The 19,744-nt window shown below is 50.5% G+C and carries 13 protein-coding genes; 1 reads left to right on the plus strand and 12 read right to left on the minus strand.

Annotated features, from left to right (window positions below; all coding sequences use genetic code 11):
- Positions 1-301: 301 nt before the first annotated feature.
- Positions 302-1,192, plus strand: a complete 891-nt coding sequence (locus QZT18_RS01485; RefSeq protein ID WP_294143705.1) for a LysR family transcriptional regulator — start codon at positions 302-304, stop codon at positions 1,190-1,192.
- Here QZT18_RS01485 and QZT18_RS01490 read toward each other — a convergent pair.
- The 12 genes from QZT18_RS01490 to QZT18_RS01545 all read right to left on the minus strand — a co-directional run bounded on the left by QZT18_RS01490 (position 1,189) and on the right by QZT18_RS01545 (position 19,723).
- Entirely contained in the window at positions 1,189-2,118 is a 930-nt protein-coding gene (locus QZT18_RS01490; protein WP_366925773.1) for a DMT family transporter, read from the minus strand. The genes QZT18_RS01485 and QZT18_RS01490 overlap by 4 nt on opposite strands.
- Entirely contained in the window at positions 2,108-2,974 is an 867-nt protein-coding gene (locus QZT18_RS01495) for an AraC family transcriptional regulator (protein ID WP_294143707.1), read from the minus strand. Before QZT18_RS01495 ends, QZT18_RS01490 begins: the two co-directional genes overlap by 11 nt.
- A gap of 335 nt (positions 2,975-3,309) precedes the next feature.
- On the minus strand, positions 3,310-4,020 hold the full coding sequence (locus QZT18_RS01500) for a Bax inhibitor-1/YccA family protein (RefSeq protein WP_294143708.1): 711 nt from the start codon (positions 4,018-4,020) through the stop codon (positions 3,310-3,312).
- A gap of 131 nt (positions 4,021-4,151) precedes the next feature.
- Entirely contained in the window at positions 4,152-5,582 is a 1,431-nt protein-coding gene (locus QZT18_RS01505) for an MATE family efflux transporter (RefSeq protein WP_294143709.1), read from the minus strand.
- A gap of 98 nt (positions 5,583-5,680) precedes the next feature.
- Positions 5,681-6,964, minus strand: a complete 1,284-nt coding sequence (locus tag QZT18_RS01510) for a peptidoglycan-binding protein (protein ID WP_294143710.1) — start codon at positions 6,962-6,964, stop codon at positions 5,681-5,683.
- Between the two features lie 107 nt (positions 6,965-7,071).
- Positions 7,072-8,868: an aminopeptidase P family protein gene (locus tag QZT18_RS01515; RefSeq protein ID WP_294143711.1), complete on the minus strand. Its 1,797-nt coding sequence runs from the start codon at positions 8,866-8,868 to the stop codon at positions 7,072-7,074.
- Positions 8,869-8,946: 78 nt separating this feature from the next.
- On the minus strand, positions 8,947-10,368 hold the full coding sequence (lpdA, locus tag QZT18_RS01520) for a dihydrolipoyl dehydrogenase (RefSeq protein WP_294143712.1): 1,422 nt from the start codon (positions 10,366-10,368) through the stop codon (positions 8,947-8,949).
- A 162-nt stretch (positions 10,369-10,530) separates the two neighbouring features.
- On the minus strand, positions 10,531-11,541 hold the full coding sequence (gene asnA / locus QZT18_RS01525) for an aspartate--ammonia ligase (protein ID WP_125140116.1): 1,011 nt from the start codon (positions 11,539-11,541) through the stop codon (positions 10,531-10,533).
- Positions 11,542-11,976: 435 nt separating this feature from the next.
- Positions 11,977-14,247, minus strand: a complete 2,271-nt coding sequence (locus QZT18_RS01530; protein WP_294143713.1) for a PTS transporter subunit IIABC — start codon at positions 14,245-14,247, stop codon at positions 11,977-11,979.
- 127 nt (positions 14,248-14,374) lie between these two features.
- Entirely contained in the window at positions 14,375-16,564 is a 2,190-nt protein-coding gene (locus QZT18_RS01535) for an EAL domain-containing protein (protein WP_294143714.1), read from the minus strand.
- Between the two features lie 174 nt (positions 16,565-16,738).
- Positions 16,739-18,616: a TRAP transporter fused permease subunit gene (locus QZT18_RS01540; RefSeq protein ID WP_294143715.1), complete on the minus strand. Its 1,878-nt coding sequence runs from the start codon at positions 18,614-18,616 to the stop codon at positions 16,739-16,741.
- A gap of 21 nt (positions 18,617-18,637) precedes the next feature.
- On the minus strand, positions 18,638-19,723 hold the full coding sequence (locus tag QZT18_RS01545; RefSeq protein WP_294143717.1) for a TAXI family TRAP transporter solute-binding subunit: 1,086 nt from the start codon (positions 19,721-19,723) through the stop codon (positions 18,638-18,640).
- Positions 19,724-19,744: the final 21 nt, after the last annotated feature.

Raw genomic sequence — 19,744 nt, forward strand, 5'->3', positions numbered from 1 at the left:
TTATTTCCTCCTGTTATATCTGTAATAAGTAATGCAGACGCCTGTTTTCCACTCCCGTCGCGAAAAAGCATCTTCTGCGGGCTTTTCAGCGCCAATTCATAAAACTCTCAGGCTGAAGCATCTGTTTTATTATGAAATATATGGTAACTCTCCAATTCAATAATGTAAAATTATATATATTTATGTTACAATAAATATACGTTATCGTACATGTTTCATGATCCGATTACAGGAATATAAAAAACAGCAGGAACGCATTCCAAAAGCGGAACGGCTCTGCTGATATCAGGAGGAATCTATTATGTTGGACTTCAGGGTCAATACGTTTCTGTCCGTATGCGAACATATGAATTATACAAAGGCCGCCGAGGCGCTCCACATCACGCAGCCGGCCGTTTCCCAGCACATTCACTATCTGGAAAGCCTGTACCACGTCAAACTCTTCCGGTACGAGGGAAAGAAGATCCATCTCACCCCTGCCGGTGAAATACTTCTCCGAACGGCGACAGCCCTTAAAAACGATGAACAGTTTATGCTGGAGCAGTTTTCCCAGCTCTCATCCCACGGGCTTGCACTGCGGTTCGGAACAACGATGACCATCGGGGAATCCGTTATTTCCGCTCCCCTGGCCTCCTACCTGACCCGCCATCCGGAGGTCAGCCTGAGCATGATCATCTCCAATACGGACGACCTTTTAAAGAGGCTCCACGCGGGGAATATCCACTTTGCCCTGGTGGAGGGCAATTACGATACGGCCGAATATGATTCCCTGATTTACCGCACCGAACCGTTCATCCCCGTCTGCTCTGCCCGCCACGTCTTTTCAAAGGAGCCGGGCTGCCTCCGTGATCTGCTGAACGAACACCTGTTACTTAGGGAAACCGGTTCCGGCACCAGGGATATCCTGGAAAAGCACCTGGATATGAAAAATATCCGCATCACCGATTTTGCCCATATTACCGAGATAGGCAACATCCACGTCATCCTGGAGCTGCTGAAAGAGGATTTGGGAATCTCCTTCCTCTATCAGGCCGCGGCTCTTCCGGGAATCGAAGCCGGAACGCTCCGCCCTCTGAACCTGAGGGATTTTCAGTTGGAGCATGACTTTACTTTTATCTGGAACAAGGGGAGTGTTTTCTCCGATATTTATAGGAAGGTATATGAAGAGATGCGGCCTGTGAACAGTAACTAAAAATCATCCTGTTCTCCCCGGCTGTGTTCCTTTTGCTTTCTCCCTGCTCCTCTTCTGTCCTCCGACAAAAACAGGCCCAGCAGCGTCAGGGCAATGCCGCCGACTATCGCTTTCGTCATCTTCTCATGAAGAATCAGGGCCGATGTAACGGCCGTGATAACGGGTACCATGTAAATATAGATGATGGTCTTCACCGAACCCACCATCTTTACGGCAAAGTTCCACGTTACAAAACAGAGGGCCGACGCGCCGAGCCCCAGGAAAATCAGGTTTAAAAACATTTTCATATCATAGAACTGCCAAAGCTCCACGTGGAAGTCCATAATAAACAGGACGGGGATCATCAGGCCGATTCCGTAGAAGAAAATTCTCCGCGTCGTCTGGATGGTATTATAGCCATACCCCGTAATTTTTTTCATCAGTGTAGAATAGGCCGCCCAGAGCACCGCCGCCGTCACAGCCAGGATATCTCCCAGCGGATTGAGCTGCAGCTTCGTCTTACTGTCAAAACTGATGAGGAAGATTCCGGCCATGGCAATCAGAAAACCGCAGAAAAACCGCGGGCCGGGACGCCCTTCATGCAGAAACAGGCAGGTAAAGATTACGGTAAAAAATGGGGCAATTGAGATAATAACGCCCACGTTGGACGCCAGCGTATACGTCAGCGCAATGTTTTCAAACAGGTAGTAAAGCGTCACGCCCAGCAGGCCCGCCAGTGCAAAGTATCCCTCCTGCTTCCGGTCGGACAGGGTCAGCCTGCGGGGGCAGACGCACCAGAGCGCCGCATATCCGATGACAAAACGGATAAAGAGTATCTCGATCGGTGAAAAGGACTGAAGAAGCACTTTGGTGGATATAAATGTCGTCCCCCAGATCAGAATCGTGACAAAGGCGGCAATATGACCCGCCAGAGATTTATTTTTCATTTTCATCCTCCTCCGTCTTAGCGGCGGCCTGCGGCGTGCCGGTAAAGATTTTCTGATATTGTTTCGGCGTCAGGCCAATGAACTCCTTAAAGAAATTCGTAAAATGGCTCTGATCCGAGAACCCGGCCATGTTCGCCGCATCAATCGGCAGTATCCCCTGTTCCAGAAATTTCTTCGCCCGGTCCAGTCTCACGGTCTGCAGATAGCGGTAAGGCGAAACCCCGACCTGTTTTGTAAAGGAACGCAGCAGATAGGATTTCCCGAAATTCGTCATGGACAGCAGCTCATCAAGGGTGATATTTTCGTCGAAGTGATCCTCCATATAGGTACAAAGCGTCTTGATCTGCTGATCCGGCTCCGTTACGTCCGCCTCCTCAAAGGGCTGCACATATTCCTGCAGTACCTGCTGAAGCATAAAAAAGAAGGCCTCCTCCTTTTTCATCACGGGCGCATGCGACAGAATCGCATCATACAGTTCTCCCACCGACTGGGCCAGTTCGCTGTGAAAAACAACATTCTGTGTGAAATGAGGGACAAATTCCCGGCCGGTAATCTCGCCGACCGCCCTCACCATCACATCACGGTCGATATTGATCCCCCTGTAATCCAGCAGTTCCCCATTGACCGGCGCGCAGAAATGATTGTCACGCGGGTTAAACAGCAAAAGATCGCCCGCCGTTAAATCGTACTCCCGGCCCCTGCACCAGAGATGCCTGCTGCCGCCCTCCACAAACCCTACCACATAATATTCATGGAAATGGTTGGGGAATTTCTGGACAATCCCTCGTAAATTATACGCTTCTAATTTCAAATCACTGTCATAATAAATATGACGCTGCTCCCCCTCATGAGGCATTTTCTCCCCCTCCTTCTTCCTGTATGATTGCGCCGGAAAAACCGCGGAGTATCTTTTTTCCGCTGCCCCGGGCATTTTTGTCATTCTACCACCGAACAGGAAAAATTTCTTGCATGATATGACACCGCGGCGCCGCCGGAATCATGCGCCGAGCGCGGCCGCATAGCGGCATATTACATCTTCACGTGAGTGCGCATCCTGCCCGGAGGGCTTTTTATATCATAGGAGCATTTTCCTATGATATAAAAAGCCGGCGCACCCGTGATGCCAGCCAGGATTTTACCTGTCTGTCATCGCGGGCCGCCGGCCGGACGGGCTGTTATGAGACAGCCTCCTTAATTTCTGCTTCTGTTCAAAAGTCTTAAAATGTAAAGGAACAGATTGATAAAGTCAAGATACAGGGACAGTGCGGAGAAGATGGATGCTTTCTCCAGTACCTCCTGGTTTCCTGCAAAGTAAGTATAGTTCGTTCTGATCTTGCCCGTGTCATATGCGGTAAACCCAAGGAAAACAGCGATTCCCACATAGCACATAACGGTTTCCATGGCTCCCAGGTTCAGGAACATGGACAGCACGCCGAAGATGATCAGGAAAAACAAACCGCCCACAAGAAGTGGTCTGATTCCGCTGATGTCAATCTTAAAGATCAGGCTGACGCCTGCCATAATTCCGAAGAACAGGGAAGTCGCCACAAATACGAGAAGAAGCTGCACTGCTCCGAATACCAGGAAGTAGGCCGAAAATACGATTCCGTTTAAAGCCGCGTAAAAAAGGAACATTCCCCTTGCCGCGCCCACCGACATCTTATTGACTCTGGCGGACATCCAGAATACGGTAAGCAGTTCCAGTCCCGATATGACAATCAGTCCGTACGGGATTGCAAAGACAAATAAAATCGCTCCCGATAAATAACCTGCAATCGCGACCGCAAAGGTGAGCATCAGTCCTGCAAACATCCAAAGGTAAGTCTTTGCCACATATTGTCCCAGTGTCTCCCGGCCATATCCTTCCGCCTGGTAAACCTGATTCATCTGTTCATAATCCATAGCTTTCATCCTTTCTTATTCACCACGGTGAAAAAAACAATAAAATGAATTTTTCACGTTAACTTGATAATTTCGTTCTCTTATAGACAGATTACCACAATTAACCTGAAGTGTCTACCATTTGTTGCTGCTTATTCCAGCCTTCTTCTCCTCTTCCTGCGCAGTCTCGGCAGCGGCACATTGAACTTTTTCAGGGTGCTGAAACAGTAATAGTAAATGATGAAAAGCACCGTGGTAATTCCCCATGTCAGCGGATAGCTGAATATAACGGTGATAATACTCGGCCGGAGCGGAACTGCGATGATAATCCATACAACACGGAGCGTGCAGACGCCCAGGGCCGTCATGATCATCGGGATCCAGCAGTCTCCCACGCCGCGGAGCGCGCCCGAAAAAATCTCGATGCAAATATAGAGGATAAATGTCGGCACCAGGAAATAAAGGATTTCCATGCCCTTTGCTATAACATCCACGTCCGTTGTAAACAAAAGATAGACATATCCTCCGAAAAGATACAGGACCGTACAGAGAATCAGGGTAATGATTACGGTAACTCCAAGACAGACATTGACGCCTCTCTTGACTCGCGTAATCTTCCCCGCCCCGTAGTTCTGTCCGACAAAGGTGGTAATGGAAATTCCAAGGGCGCTGATAATCATCCAGTACACGCTGTCAATCTTACTGTAGGCAGTCCACGCTGCAATGGTGTCCGTACCCAGGGAGTTGACGCTGCTCTGGATAATAATATTGGAAAGGGCGTACATAACCGACTGGAGTCCGGCAGGAAGCCCGATCTTGATAATACGCTGTACCATGAAAAGATTTAAACGTATTTTTTTGACAATCAGCTTGTAAGAGTCCGTCGCCTTCATCAGGGCGGCCACCACTAAAACCGCGCTGACCAACTGGGAGAATACGGTCGCAATCGCCGCTCCCCTCACTTCCATCTTAAGAATAACTACCAGCAGAACATCCAGCACAATATTAGTGAAGCAGCTGGCCATCAGGAAATAGAGAGGGCGTTTGGAGTCACCGATCGCCCTCAGGATACCGGCTCCCATGTTGTAAATCAGGTTCGTAATAATTCCCACAAAATAAATGTTCAAATAAGAAAGAGAATAATCCATAATCTCTTCCGGAGTTCCCATTGCCTCCAGGGCTGTCCGTCCGAAAAGCAGGCCGATTACAGTCATTCCTAAGCCGCAGACAAGAGAAAAGGCCATGGCGGTATGGACCGCCTCACTGACCCTATTCTCATTCTGCGCACCATAAAATTGGGATATAATGACGGTTGCTCCGGAAGAAAGGCCGACGAAAAAGCCGACCAGCAGGTTGATCAGCATTCCCGTGCTGCCGCCTACCGCCGCCAGGGCCTCCTTCCCCACAAACCGTCCTACAATAATAGCATCTACCGTGTTATAGAGCTGCTGAAAAAACGTTCCAAACAGAATCGGAAAGAAAAACAGCAGAAGCTGTTTCCAGATTACGCCCTCCGTGATGGAGCCCGCACCGTTTTTTTTAATCTCTTTCTTCTTCTGCTCCCTGGCAGACAGGCTGTTCATAGCACTTCTCCTTCTTATCTTTCGTTATATTTAACAACGAAAAGCACGCTTCGCGAACTTTTCATTGCCACCAATAAAAATCCATGCGGATTTCCGCTTTAAGAAAGCTCGGCAATCCGTGTAATGCCGACATAAATATGTGAAATCTTATACCAGGTGGCAAAATCCACCACTCCGGTCTGAGGCAGGCCGAAAATAGACTGGAACACCTTTACGGATTCCGCCGTAGAGGGCCCATAGATTCCGTCCACCGCCACGCGCGGAATGGATGTATACACAGAGGCAATCGTGTCGAGCTGCTCCTGCATCTGTCTCACCTTATCACCGCTGGAACCGACGGTCAGGCTGGTTCCCGGGAATGATGCCGGAATCCCCGATATCATCTCGGCGGTGTTGATGTACATGTCGTTTCCATAAAAATGCCTGAGTATCTCAATCGGGCTGTATCCCTGCTCTCCCAGATCACAGGATCCCCACTGGGTCATCCAGTTCGGGCAGGTTACCTGCCTTCCGTCACAGTACTGGGTCAGGATAGGCTGTTTCACGCCCGGCCTGGAAAGGTAGCTGTCAAATATGTCGTCCACCACCACATTGATGGTGTCAAAAGTATCCCTGCCGTAAATCCACTTATGATCAAACGCCGTGGAGGAAGTGATTGTAAAATCATATCCCTGGTTCCTGTACCACTCCGTATAGACACGGTTCAGCGTAAAGGACATGATTGCAAGGACATTGGCTACAATCGTCGCCTGGGGCCAGGTTGCATAAATCTCGCTGGACGCCACATTTTTGATATAGTCCCTGTAGGGAACATAATAGTTCTTGGCTGAAGCGTTGGACGGCACTCCGTCATGGACGACAATCGTCTGGGGCACCACCACACGGCTTAAAACGATCTCGCCCGTCTCATTGGTCGGTTTAATCTCATCCTCTGCAATCTTCGGAGGATAGGTTCCATAGAGCGTGTGATCCGGGATATCTATCTCTTCCCGCGTCCCCTGCTCATCGGCCAGAGGAATCAGCCGTATCGGCTGAATTGCCGTCACCCCCGCCAGCACCTCGGTTCCGTTTACCGTAATCGGTTCGAATCCCGGAGCCGTTACAGACACCGTATATTCGGAATAGGGCCTGATCAGGTTATCCTTATTCAGGCTCAGTTCAACAGGGGGAGCCGTCACGGAAATGGAATCCGTCTGTCCGGAGTTGTTGGTCCGGACTACCTCCTCCGGTCTCTCCGTACCCTGATACCGAATCGTAACGTCTGCCCCCTGTACGGGAAAATTATTCTCACTGTTTACTACGTTGACCTGCAGATAGCCCGGCTCTGTTCCTATTGCTTCACAGGCGCGCAGATCTCCATAACCACGTCCATATCTCTGCATTATTTTGTAACCTCTCATTACAGTTGGTTACTATATCATATATAAACAATGCGGATGTTATTCCTGTGGCATTCAGATTTGTTATTGTTCTGCCTGCTTGCGGTAACTTAGATTTCTCTTGTTGCCGTCTTGAGCCATGCCGCCTCTTCAGGATTCAGATACGGGGAAATTCTTGCATAAACTTCTTTGTGGTACTCATTCAGAAGTTCTCTGTCACGCGGTTCCATATACTTTACGTCGATTGCATCCAGGTCGATTGGAACCCATGTCAGGTTCTCAAATTTCATAAACTGGGCAAACTCGTTCTTCTCCGCTTTTACGCACAGCATCATGTTCTCCGTCCTGATTCCGAATTTGCCTTCGAAATACAGGCCCGGCTCGTCGGAAGTGACCATACCCGCCTCAAATACTGCGTTATCCTGGCGTTCCGGCACAACACGCCAGCGCACTCCGTTCGGGCGCTCGTGGACGCTTCCAAGGAAGCTGACGCCGTGGCCCGTTCCGTGGTTGAAGTCCAGGCCGCGTCTCCACAAAAGCTCCCTGGCGGCAAAGTCAAAATTATATCCGTGGCAGCCGTATGGGAATTTAATATTCAGCAGCCTGAGCATACAGGAGGCCACGATGGTGAAATATTCTTTCTCCTCCTCGGTCACTTCTCCCAGTGCAAAAGTCCTTGTAATATCCGTGGTGCCCTCGTAGTACTGTCCGCCGGAATCGACCAGATACAGTCCCCTCGGCATCAGTTTCTTATTGCTCTCCTCGGATACTGCATAATGGCACATGGCCGCATTGTCGGAATAAGCGGAAATCGTGCCGAAGCTGAGTCCCAGATTTCCCTCCTGCTCACTTCTCAACTGATCCAGGTAAGCGGCGGCCGTGATCTCATCCATCTCGATTTTTCCGATGTTGTTCTTCAGCCAGTACATGAATTTGACCATGGCAACGCCGTCCTTGATATGCACCTTCTTCATGTTCTCAATCTCGACCGGATTCTTTACGGCCTTTGCCGAAGCGGTCGGATTCATCATATCAATGACCGTGACCGTGCTGTCGAGGCTCTGGCAAACCGCATAATTGACATGGGCCTTCTCCAGCATCACCGTTTCATTTTTAAAGGTCGGAACAAACTGGTAAATCTCATTGTAATCGTAGATCTTGACTCCCAGTCCGCCCAGATAGGTTCTTACCTCTTCATTCACCGTCTCCTGGTTGATAAACAGGAATATTTCCGTCCTTGTGACAATCAGATAGGAAAGCACAACCGGAGTGCATGGTACATCGTTGCCGCGGATATTCAGCAGCCAGATGATGTCGTCGAGGCTGGTCAGGATATGGGCCGTTGCGCGGTTTTCCTCCATGGCTTCGCGCAGCTCGGCAATCTTTACCGAAGCCGGTTTTCCCGCATATTTATCTTCCAGAATCCATACCGGTTCTTTCGGAAGCTGTGGACGGTCTTCCCAAATTTCACCCACCAGATCCTCATAAAAAGCAATGCAGATATCCTTGGATGAGAGGCTGTCCTGCAGTTCCTCACCCATCAGGTCATTTACCACACGGCCGTCAAAACCCAGGACGCCGCCCGGTTTCATGGTCTGCTCCAGATATTTTTCAACGGTGGGAACGCCCTCCTCACCCATCTTAAACAGTTTTACTTCTCCTCCGGCCAGCTCCCTGCCTGCCTGCACAAAATACCGTCCGTCCGTCCAGACTCCGGCTTCCTCCATTGTAATTACAGCAGTTCCCGCAGAACCGGTAAAACCGGTCATAAATTCACGCGCTTTAAAATACCCATCCACATACTCAGAACCGTGAAAATCTCCGGTAGGAATCAGATAGGCGTCCATTCCCCGTTCTGCCATTAACTTTCTGAGTGCTGCAATTCTTGTGCTGACTGCATTTTCCATTTTCGTTCCTCCTGCATTTTTTCATACATTTATATCAGCCGGTCTTAACGGCTGTCTGATACCATTCTCCGTCCCCGGTCACCCGTAGCTTTTCAGGGCATCCTCAATGGCGAGTGATATAGTCTCACTGTAGGTAGGGTGCGCCCTCATTGCCGTGGATAGCTGGTAGGCCGTCAGTCCGTTGGCGATAGCCGTGGCCATCTCCCCGATCATGTCGGTCGCTCGCGGGCACATAATCTGTGCTCCCACCAGGGTATCCGTATATGCTTCAAAGATAAGGCGGATAAATCCGGCCTTCTTCCTCGCCAAAATCGCCTTTCCGTTGATTCCCATAAAGGCCTGGCCGCATTTTACCTTCATATTATACTGTCTTGCATCTTCTTCGGTAAATCCAACCGCCGCTATCTCCGGATCCGTATAAATACAGGTCGGGACGACCGGAAGCACGACAAACATTCCGTTGGGCACGACGGTGAGCTGCATCCTGTGCCCCTTCCCGGTCAGATGCTCGATCACATAGGTAGCCTGGGCCGCCGCCACATGGGCGAGACGCATCTTCGCAACCGTATCGCCGATGGCATACACGTTCTCCTGCGTCGTCCTGTAGGTCCCCTTAACCACCGGTCTTCCGTCTTTTAATTCCACCTGACAGTCCTCCGCCAGGACCTTCTTCATATCGGGCCTCCGGCCGACCGCCAGAAGAATGCGGTCCGCCGCAATTTCCTGCCACGAGCCCTCCTCGCGGTAGCTGACCGCCACGCTGTCGTCCCCGCGGCTGCGTATCTCCATCACGGAGGCATTGCATATCACGTCGATTCCCTTCGAGCGCAGGGATTCCTCCAACTGGTCGGAAATCATCGGGTCCATGGTTTCGAGAAGCTTACTGCTCTTTTCAAGTAACGTCACCCTGGAACCTAGCGCCGAGAAAATCGTTGCGATCTCGATGCCGATTACGCCGCCTCCGATGATGACGAGACGGTCAAAATGCCATTCGTCCGCCCGGAGAATATCACGGCTTGTCAGCACCTGTGGCAAATCGACGCCCGGGATATCCGGAATCGCCGGCTCCGCTCCCGTAGCCAGGATCACATTCTTTCCAACACAGGAAAAGGAACCATCCGTTCCCTCCACTTCCACAACATTGCCCTTATGTAATTTTGCGGTTCCCTGAATCAGCGTAACATTCTTCCGGTTCAGAAGGGAGCGGATCATGCTCCTGTACTCTTCCACCGATTCATCTTTGTACACCTGCATTCTTTTTAAATCAAAGCCGACCGAATTCACGCTGATCCCAAATCGCGATGCGTGCTTCAAATCTCCGTAGACAGCGGATGCCTGCAGCATGGCCTTGGCCGGGACGCAGCCTGTGTTTACACAGACTCCTCCCAGCTCTCCCTGTTCTATCAATGCCACATTCATGCCAAAACCGGCTGCTTTTGCCGCAGCCGTGTAGCCTCCGGGGCCTGCTCCGACTATGATTACATCGTACTGGTCCGTCATTTGCTCCCCCTAACTCTGCTGTTACGTAACAGTTCAAACAGTATGAACTGTTACGGCATTCGGCTAATGAAATCGCTACGCGATGAGCCGAATGCTTGCTGCCACTACCTTTTTGTACGGTCAGCGCAGTAAATGCGCAGACCTATCTGAACTGTTACGCTGTTACAGCAGATGTATATTGTGTTTCTCCGCTTCCCTGCGTATTCCATCCGGCCAGATGGACGCCTGAACCTCGCCAATATGCGCTTTTCTGAGGAAGAACATACAGATTCTGGACTGTCCGATACCGCCTCCGACCGTGTACGGAAGTTCTCCGTTTAAAAGGGCCTTCTGGAACGGCAGTTCCGCCCTCTCCTCGCATCCGGCCTTTTTAAGCTGCTCTTTCAGAGCCTCCTCATCTACCCTGATGCCCATGGAAGAAAGCTCCAGCGCAATGTCCAGGACCGGATAATATACGATAATATCACCATTCAGTTTCCAGTCGTCGTAGTCCGGCGCACGTCCGTCATGTTTCTCACCCGAAGCCAGCTTATCGCCGATCTGCTCGATGAATACCGCTTTATGTAATTTCGCAATTTTGTACTCCCTTTCCTTCGGGGTACTGTCGGGGTACATGTCTTCCAACTGCTGGGTGGTGACAAATTCAATGTGATCGGGCAGGTATCTTCCGATATACTCGTACTCGTAAGCCATGTAATCTTCCGTCACCTTCAGCGCTTTATAAACCGCTTTCACGATCTGTTCCAGATTTTCCCTGGTTCTTTCTTCCTTATTAATAATCTTTTCCCAGTCCCACTGATCGACATAGATGGAATGGATATTGTCCGTATCCTCATCCCTTCTGATGGCGCTCATATCGGTGTACAGGCCTTCTCCGTTGCCGAAGCCGTAATCCTTGAGGGCCATACGTTTCCACTTGGCCAGGGAGTGGACGATCTCCGCAAGGCGGTCCTCCTGCTCCAGAATCCCGAACTGGACCGGACGTTCCACACCGTTTAAGTTGTCGTTAAGTCCCGATTCGGGCAAAACGAACAGAGGGGCGGACACCCTGGTCAGATTCAACTGCTTTGCCAGCTCCCTCTGGAAGAAATCTTTGATAATCTTAATTGCAATCTGGGTTTCCCTAAGGTCGATCGCCGGTTCATATCCCGCCGGCACAATTAAATGCTCCATGTTATGTACTCCTGTTCTCTGTTTCTAATATTTTCCACTTTATTATTGTATTAGCCGTCACATGCAAATATCAATCGCAGACACCTTTCAGACATTATAGCACCTATATAAAAAAATGGGAATACGGCAGAAATCTTTTTCTTTTGTGAATAGGGGCGCAGGTTACTGTTCACAGGTAGTATTCCGCGAGGTGTTTTTTGTGAGTGGAGCGTAGCGAAAGTCACAGACAGCGGGCCCCCTTGGGTCAAACCCGAGGGTTGCGGCGCGACGCAACGAAAAGTGCGCGATGCGGACTTTTCATTACAATCAACGGCGTTTTTTGCCGTTTCTGTGCATCGCGAAGCGTGTTATTGTTCGCAGCACAGCTTCTTTTAGCTGGGGTGTGAACAGTAACGGCGCAGGGTTTTCTTTCCCTGCACCGCCGTTATCAGAATATCAGAGCTTCAGTTCGGCCACCGCCTGTGCGGCCTTAACCTGTCCCTCTTTCACATTCACAATTTCCTGGCCGTCTGTGAGTCCGGTGAACACAACAATACAGTGTTCGGATGACGCGTGTTCTCTGATGTATTGTAAGTCAAACCTCATCAGTTTGTCACCCTTTTTCACAAAATCTCCGTCCTTTACGAAAACTTCGAATCCCCTGCCCTGAAGTTTTACGGTATCAATGCCGACATGAATCAGATATTCAATGCCGTCCTCCGTCTTCATCCCAATCGCATGACTGGTCGGGAATACAAATGCCACCTGCCCATCCTCCGGCGCAATGACTTCGCCGTTCTCCGGAACCACCAGATATCCGTCTCCCATCATTTTATCTGCAAATGCAGGATCCGGGGCTTCCGTGATCGGGAGCGCGCGCCCGTTAAACGGGGAATATAATCGGCGGATCTTCTGCGTTCCGCGCTTCTGTTTTTGATTACCATGCATCTGATTTCCGTTGGTTTGATTCCTGCCGGTTTCATTCCCGCCGGTCTCATTCTCACCGATTTCGCCCCTGCCGGTTTCATCTCCGCCGGTCTCATTCCCACCGATTTCGCTCCTGCCGGTTTCATCCTCATCGGTTTCATCCAAATTCCTCAGGTATTCTTCGAACTCTGCTTTTATCACCGTAACATTAGGTCCGTAAATAATCTGGACCGCATTTCCCCGTTTAATGACTCCGGAGGCACCGGTTGCCTTTAAAACGTCCTCGCGCACCCTGGCGGAATCTAAAACCGTGCAGCGCAGTCTGGTGGCGCAGCAGTCCACATCGGAAATGTTATCTTTTCCGCCCAGGCCCTTCGCAATCATCCTGTTACGTTCGGAAACGGCGCGGTCTTTTTGTTCTCTCTTATTGCCGGCGTTTTCTCCCCGGCCGCTCTTACCCGCATTGACGTCCGCCTTGGTATACAGCCTGGTTTCTTCGCCCGTATCCTCCCGTCCCGGTGTCTTCAGATTGAATTTTTTAATAAGGAAACTGAAGATAAAGTAATACAGGAAGAAATAAACCACTCCCACCGGTATAATCCACAGCCAGCTCGTTTTTGCATTTCCTTGCAGAATTCCAAATAAAAGCAAATCCAGAAAACCACCGGAAAATGTAAGGCCCACGGCGATATTCAGGATGTGGGCAATCATATAGGCCGAACCCGCAAGGATCACCTGAACTGCGAACAGCATCGGCGCCACAAAAAGGAAGGAGAATTCAATGGGTTCCGTGATACCGGTCAGCATACAGGTCAGCGCCGCCGACAGCAGAAGGCCGCCCGCCGCTTTTTTATGCTCCGGCTTTGCCTGTCTGTACATCGCCAGGGCAGCTCCCGGAAGTCCGAAAATCATGAAGATGAATTCTCCGGAGAAGTATCTCGTTGCGTCCGCGCTGAAGTGCACCACATCGGGTGAGGCAAGCTGGGCAAAAAAGATATTCTGGCCGCCCTGGATCAGGCTGCCGTCCACCATCATCGTCCCGCCGACCGCAGTCTGCCAGAATGGCAGGTAGAAGACGTGGTGAAGACCGAACGGAATCAGCGCCCTCTTTACAATACCGAACACCAGCGTTCCCAGGTATCCCGTCCCTGTCACCAGTCCGCCCAGCGCAAAAATCGCATTCTGAACCGGAGGCCAGAGAAAGTAGAGTGCAATTCCGACGAATACGTAAACAAGTGTTGATATAATCGGAACGAAACGCGAACCACCGAAGAAAGACAGGGCATTCGGAAGCTGGATTTTGTGAAACCGGTTATGAAGAGCCGCCACTCCAAGTCCCACGATAATTCCGCCGAACACTCCCATCTGCAGTGTCTGAATGCCGCACACGCTTGCAATCGTTCCTTCCAGCACATCCGGTGAAATGCTGCCGTCGGGAAGAATCTTCCCCGCAACTTCCAGCACGGCGCTGATCGATACATTCATAACAAAGAATGCGATAGCCGCCGAAAGAGCCGCCACCTCCTTCTCCGCCCGCGCCATTCCAATGGCGACGCCAATGGCAAATATAATAGGAAGGTTATCGAAAATAGCACTTCCGGCCTTACTCATAATTACAAGAAGCCCGTGGAGAATTGTGCCGTTCCCCAGGAATGCACCCAGCCGGTAGGTGGCTATCGTCGTCTCATTGGTAAAAGAACTGCCGATTCCAAGCAGCAGACCCGCCACAGGCAGAACTGCAATCGGCAGCATGAAGCTGCGTCCGATACGCTGAAGCACACCGAAAATTTTGTCTTTCATTCGTCTTTTTCCTTTCGTCTGAATCGTTATCATTTGTAGTATTGCCATTATCTGCAATAAAAAAACACCGGCGGCCCCGGGATACGGTCTTCCGTATCCTGAGGCTGCCGATGCAGCGAAACAGATATCATTGACTAAGCCATTTCTCTTCGAACTCCCCGGCCGGGACGGGACGGCCGAAATAGAACCCCTGTATCAGTTCCAGTCCCGTATCGCCGACCGCCCTGTACTCCGCTTCCGTCTCCACTCCTTCCAGGCACACCTTCTTATCCACGTTGTGGCAAAGTTCCGTGATGGCCCTGATGAATATCACATTAAACCGCTCCTCCGTAATTCCCTGCACGAATCCCCGGTCAATCTTTACAAGGTCGACGGGAATATTTTTGAGAGATAAAAGAGAGGAATATCCCATCCCGAAATCATCCATGGCCAGCCTGAAACCGGCTTTGTGAAGCTCTTCCAGGACATTCTCCCTGTTTTCTTCCTCTTTCATGAAATAGGATTCGGTCAGCTCCAGTGTCAGGTTGGAGGGATCCATATCCAGCATTCTGAGCTCTTCCAGCGCGTCGGGAACAATGTCTCCTTTCCTGAGCTGGTGGTATGACACATTGATGCTCATCCTGAAATTTGGTATAATCCGGCACCATTCTTTGCACTGTCCGGCCGCCTTTCGGAAAATCCACCGGCCCATCTTATTAATCAGGCCGTTGTTTTCCAGAAGAGGAATAAATTCACCCGGCGAAATATTGCCGTATTTTCCACAGGTCCATCTCGCCAGGGCCTCCGCCCCATATAGTTCTCCTGTGGCGGCATCCACCTGAGGCTGGTATGCCACGGAAAAACCGGCAAAGCCGCGCTCGATACTCTCCCGCAGCAGCTCGGTCAGTTCCAGCCGTCTCTCCTTCTCCGGCAGAATATCGGGCGAGAAGCAGGTCAACCTGTTCTTCCCGGCCAGTTTCGACTGCTCCAGCGAGTAGTTTGCGCATTTCAAAAGCTCCAGGTACTGGCTGCCATGTTCCGGGTAGGACGCATAGCCGGCGGAAATCGTGCAGTAATATTTTTTGCCCTCGTACTCCTGCTGCCTGTGCATCCTGGAACGGATTTCATTAAATATCTCTATATGCTCATCCCACGCCTCGTTCAGAATCAGGATGGCGAATTCATCGCCGTCCAGCTTGTATATCCTTGCGTTCACCGGCAAAAGGGATGCAATCATCTGGGCCGTAATCCGAAGGACTTCATCGCCGAAGGAACGGTCGTAGAGATCATTGATATTCTTAAACTCGTCCATGTCAAGCACCATCAGGCCGAATTTTCCCCCGACGTCCACGAGATGCCTTTTAACGGCTCCTTCCAGTTCATACCGGTTATAGAGTCCCGTCATATGGTCCACCAGATTTTTCTTACCCAGGTTTGTTATGAATCCGGCAAAGAGATCCGGTTCCCCGTTTTCGTCACGTATCATCTTACCGCGGCAGCGCAGCCAAATCCACTCGCCATAAATATTCTTCGCCCGGTACTCGATGCTGTGATGTTCCGTTCTGCCGTCGGCGATCTCCTGGTTGCTCTCCAGAAATCCCTTTTTATCATGGGGATGGATCAGTTTCCCCCAGACGGCCGCCGCATTCTCCACCACCTCACCCGGCAGGCCGAACTCCTCCACCATGGACGGAGGATAGCGGAAAATCCCCGACTTCATACTCCCTATGTACACATAGTCGTCCGTACTGTCGGCCAGCGCCTCATAGAGGTGTTCTTTATTATAATCGAGTTCAGGCAGCGGACCGCCGCTGCCCGACGATTGAAGCAGTTCCCTTCCCGCATTGGCAATATGGTAGCTTCTCTTCTGAAGGTACATCTGCTCATCCGCCCTGTCGATGATATCCGTTACGCAGTACCGGTCCGTCGGATAGACGGAGGTCACTCCATAGCAGAAAGAGGCCTCATAACCGATGGCGAATTTCTCCCGGTTCCTCTCCAGGCGTCTCAGAGCCTCATTAATCCGGATCACGGCTCCGTCTTCCGTCTCGGCATACAGCGCCAGGACAAATTTATCTTCGTCCAGCCGGAACAGTATGTCATGCTCCGCCAGACTTTCTTCCATCATTTTGGAAATATACCAGAGCAGGTGATCCCCCTCGCGATGGCCGTATAATTCGTTGACCCGTTTCATTCCGTTAATATCATAAAGCGCAACAGACACCATCTTTTGCTCCTGCCGCGCCAGTTTCGTCAACTCTTCAAGTCGTTCCTTCCCCGTCAAACTGGTCATAATCCCGCTCAGATCATATACCATCCGGTTGTTCACAGTTCCCATGATTCCTGCCTCCATATGGGCTCATACATTTTAAGCGCTTCTTTTCTCACATCGTTCCCGGGCGGTCTGTCAGGAAACAGAAAATGCCCGTTTCTCTTCTATTGTAATCGTTTCTTTGGAGGCAGACAAGTTAAATCAAACAATTTTTACCGGTTTTTATTAGTTAATTGAAAATTATGTAGTTTTTTGGGATTTTTTCTTCTTTTGTGCTATACGAATGGCACAGACGGCAAAAAGAATAAATCCGATTATATCTGTTGCGATTCCCGGTTTAATCATACAAAATCCGGCTACCAGGCAGGTAATGCGCAGCCACGGTTCGAGCGGTACCAGAAACCAGCCTTTTAACCCTGCGGCAAAGGCCGTCACTCCAAACAGAGCGGTAAGGAATGCCTGCATAATCAGAAGCGGACTTCCCATCATGAGAAGTTCCGGCGCGTAGAGGAACATAAAGGGGATTATAAATGTAATCAGTCCCAGCTTGCATGCCGCAAGCCCCGTTTTAATAAATGATGCTCCCGATATCTCGGCTCCCGCAAGGGATGCCGGCGCTACCGGAGGCGTGATCATGGATACCAGAGCAAAGTAAAATGCAAACATGTGGGAAGGCAGCATAGCAAAACCAAGCGCTTTAAGCGCCGGAACGGAAACAGCCGATACGATGATATAGGCTACGGTTGTAGGCACACTCATGCCAAGGATAATTGAAGCAATGCCCACTAAAACAGGCCCAATCCACTGGCTCTGGCCCCCCAGCTTCGTCACAAACCCCACAAAATTAAGTCCCAGCCCGGAATAAGAAACCACGCCCACCACAATCCCTGAGATCGCACACGATACGGCAATCATTACCGTTCTTTTTCCGGACAGTTCCAGCGCTTTTAGTATCTTAGACGGGGTCAGCCTGGTTTCTCTGTCCAGCCAGCTGACAGCCACAACCGCCAGTATCGCATAGGCTCCGGCAAAAGCAGCGCTCTTTCCCATCAGCAGCAGCACAACCAGAACAATGAGCGGCACCAGAAAAAACATTCTCCGGCTTACGTCTTTCCACTTCGGAATTTCTTCCGGAGGCAGGCCTTTTACCCCGCTGAGAGCCGATTCAAAATCCACCTGCAGAAACAGAGACAGGTAGTAAAGGACCGCCGGAATCAGTGCCGCCAGCATAATTGTTGCGTAGGGAAGTCCTGTAAACTCCGCCATGACAAAGGCGGCAGCGCCCATAACCGGCGGGGCCAATTGCCCTCCTGTACTCGCCACCGCCTCCACCGCGCCTGCAAACTCGGGACGATATCCCATCTTTTTCATCATCGGGATTGAGAAAGAGCCGGTCGCATAGACATTGGCGACCGCACTTCCTGAGATAGAGCCAAACAGGCTGCTGGTGATTATCGCAATCTTCGCCGGGCCTCCCCGCGTTTTCCCTGCCGCCGCCTTTCCCAGATCCATCAGAAAATCTCCGCCTCCAGCCATTTCAAAAAAGCTCCCGAAGATGATAAAAATGATAATCAGCGTAGAGCACACGGAAAGCGGCAGCCCAAAGATGCCGTCAAACCCAAAACAGGTAAACTCCGCCATTGCCCTGAATGAAAAGCCCCTGTGTCTGAACGGACCCGGCATGAACTGGCCGAACCTCCCATACAGAAGCGCAATGACGGCAATCATCGGAAGGGCGATCCCCGTCGCCCTCCGCCCCGCTTCCAGAGTCAGTATTACAATAACAAGGGAAATAACATACTTTGTATTATCAAAATCCGAGACAAGATAGATCCAGTTGCTGATCATTTCACGGTTTACCAAAAGATACCCCATGACGGAGAGCGCCGCTACTGCCAGAACGCAATCCACCACCGTAAACATCTTTGCTTTGCACCCCGCAGCCGGACGGTAATAGAGCAGTCCGAGAACCAGGGCAAATAAAAGATGCAGCGGCCTCTGTACCGGCGCTTCAAAAATACCGAAATAGCCGGTATACAAGAAGAGAGCTGCAAACAATATGGCAATGTATGTAATGACTTTATGATTCCTGTATTTCGGTTCATCATCTGCTCCCATTGTTACCGTCTCCTTTCTTTATCACTTTAAGTATCCGACCTCTTTAAAGTATTTCTCCGCTCCCGGATGAAGCGGTCCCCCAACATTATTACATGCCTCTTCCGGTTTAAAGTTGGCATGTGTGGTTCCCCAGCCTCTGATGATATCCGGTTTCTCACAAATCAGCTTCACAACATGATAGGCGACATCTTCCGGAAGATCTTTTCTGCAAAGCAGAATGTTCGGTTCCCCTATGGCCCAGAATTCTTCTGAAGCAAACGAATAAGTGCCTGTTTTAACGAGATTCTTAGAATAGCCATATTTCTCGACCAGTGTGTCCACCATCGCTTCATCCAGCGGCAGTACTTTTAAATCCACGCTTGTCGCCAGTTCCGTAATCGCCGGAACCATCGGCGCTATAATCCCGTCCGCATGCCCGTCTGAAATGAGCTGGCAGCCGTCGGTGTAGCTTAAGTAAGACATACTTCCTCCCCAGGATTCAATATCCTTGACCGTAATACCAAACTCTGCCAGAATACGTTCCGCTCCCAGCGACGGTGTGCTTGACTTTGAGGTTGTCACGAGGCGGATGGGATATTTCTGATCCGCAATGTCTTTTATGGAATTGACAGGAAGGGAGGACTTCACTATAAAAAGGCAGGTATCGCTTGTCCCTATCTCCGCCAGACATGACAGGTTTTCATAAGTTTTCCCCTCATAGGGCGCCGTCCCGGCCAGGGCTGAGCGGTATAAATGGGAAACCGTCGTGGAAATGTCCATCTCTCCCTTCTCGGTTAAATCAATATTTCCGATTCCACCCCCCGGCATAACGGAAAATTTCATCCCGTCCATCACATTTTCACACTCAGAAGCCAGTTGGCCTGCAAGGCCATACCAGCCTCCGCCCTGGGGGCCTCCTCCGATCGTAAAACTTGTTTTTCCGGAATCAGCGGCAGGCGCCTCCGGCTTGTCTTCAGCCGATTCATTTGTTTTAACTTCCGCTGTCTCTTTTGATTCCCCTTCGGCAGACTGGCCTGCCGTCTGTTTTTCCGATGACGGGCTCTGACATCCTGCCATACTTCCCAGACATACCGATGCAACCAATATGGTCAGAAATAATTTTTTCATATAGCTCCTCCTCTCAAAAAA

This window comes from uncultured Clostridium sp. (assembly GCF_900547735.1).
In the GTDB taxonomy this organism is placed as follows: domain Bacteria; phylum Bacillota; class Clostridia; order Lachnospirales; family Lachnospiraceae; genus Otoolea.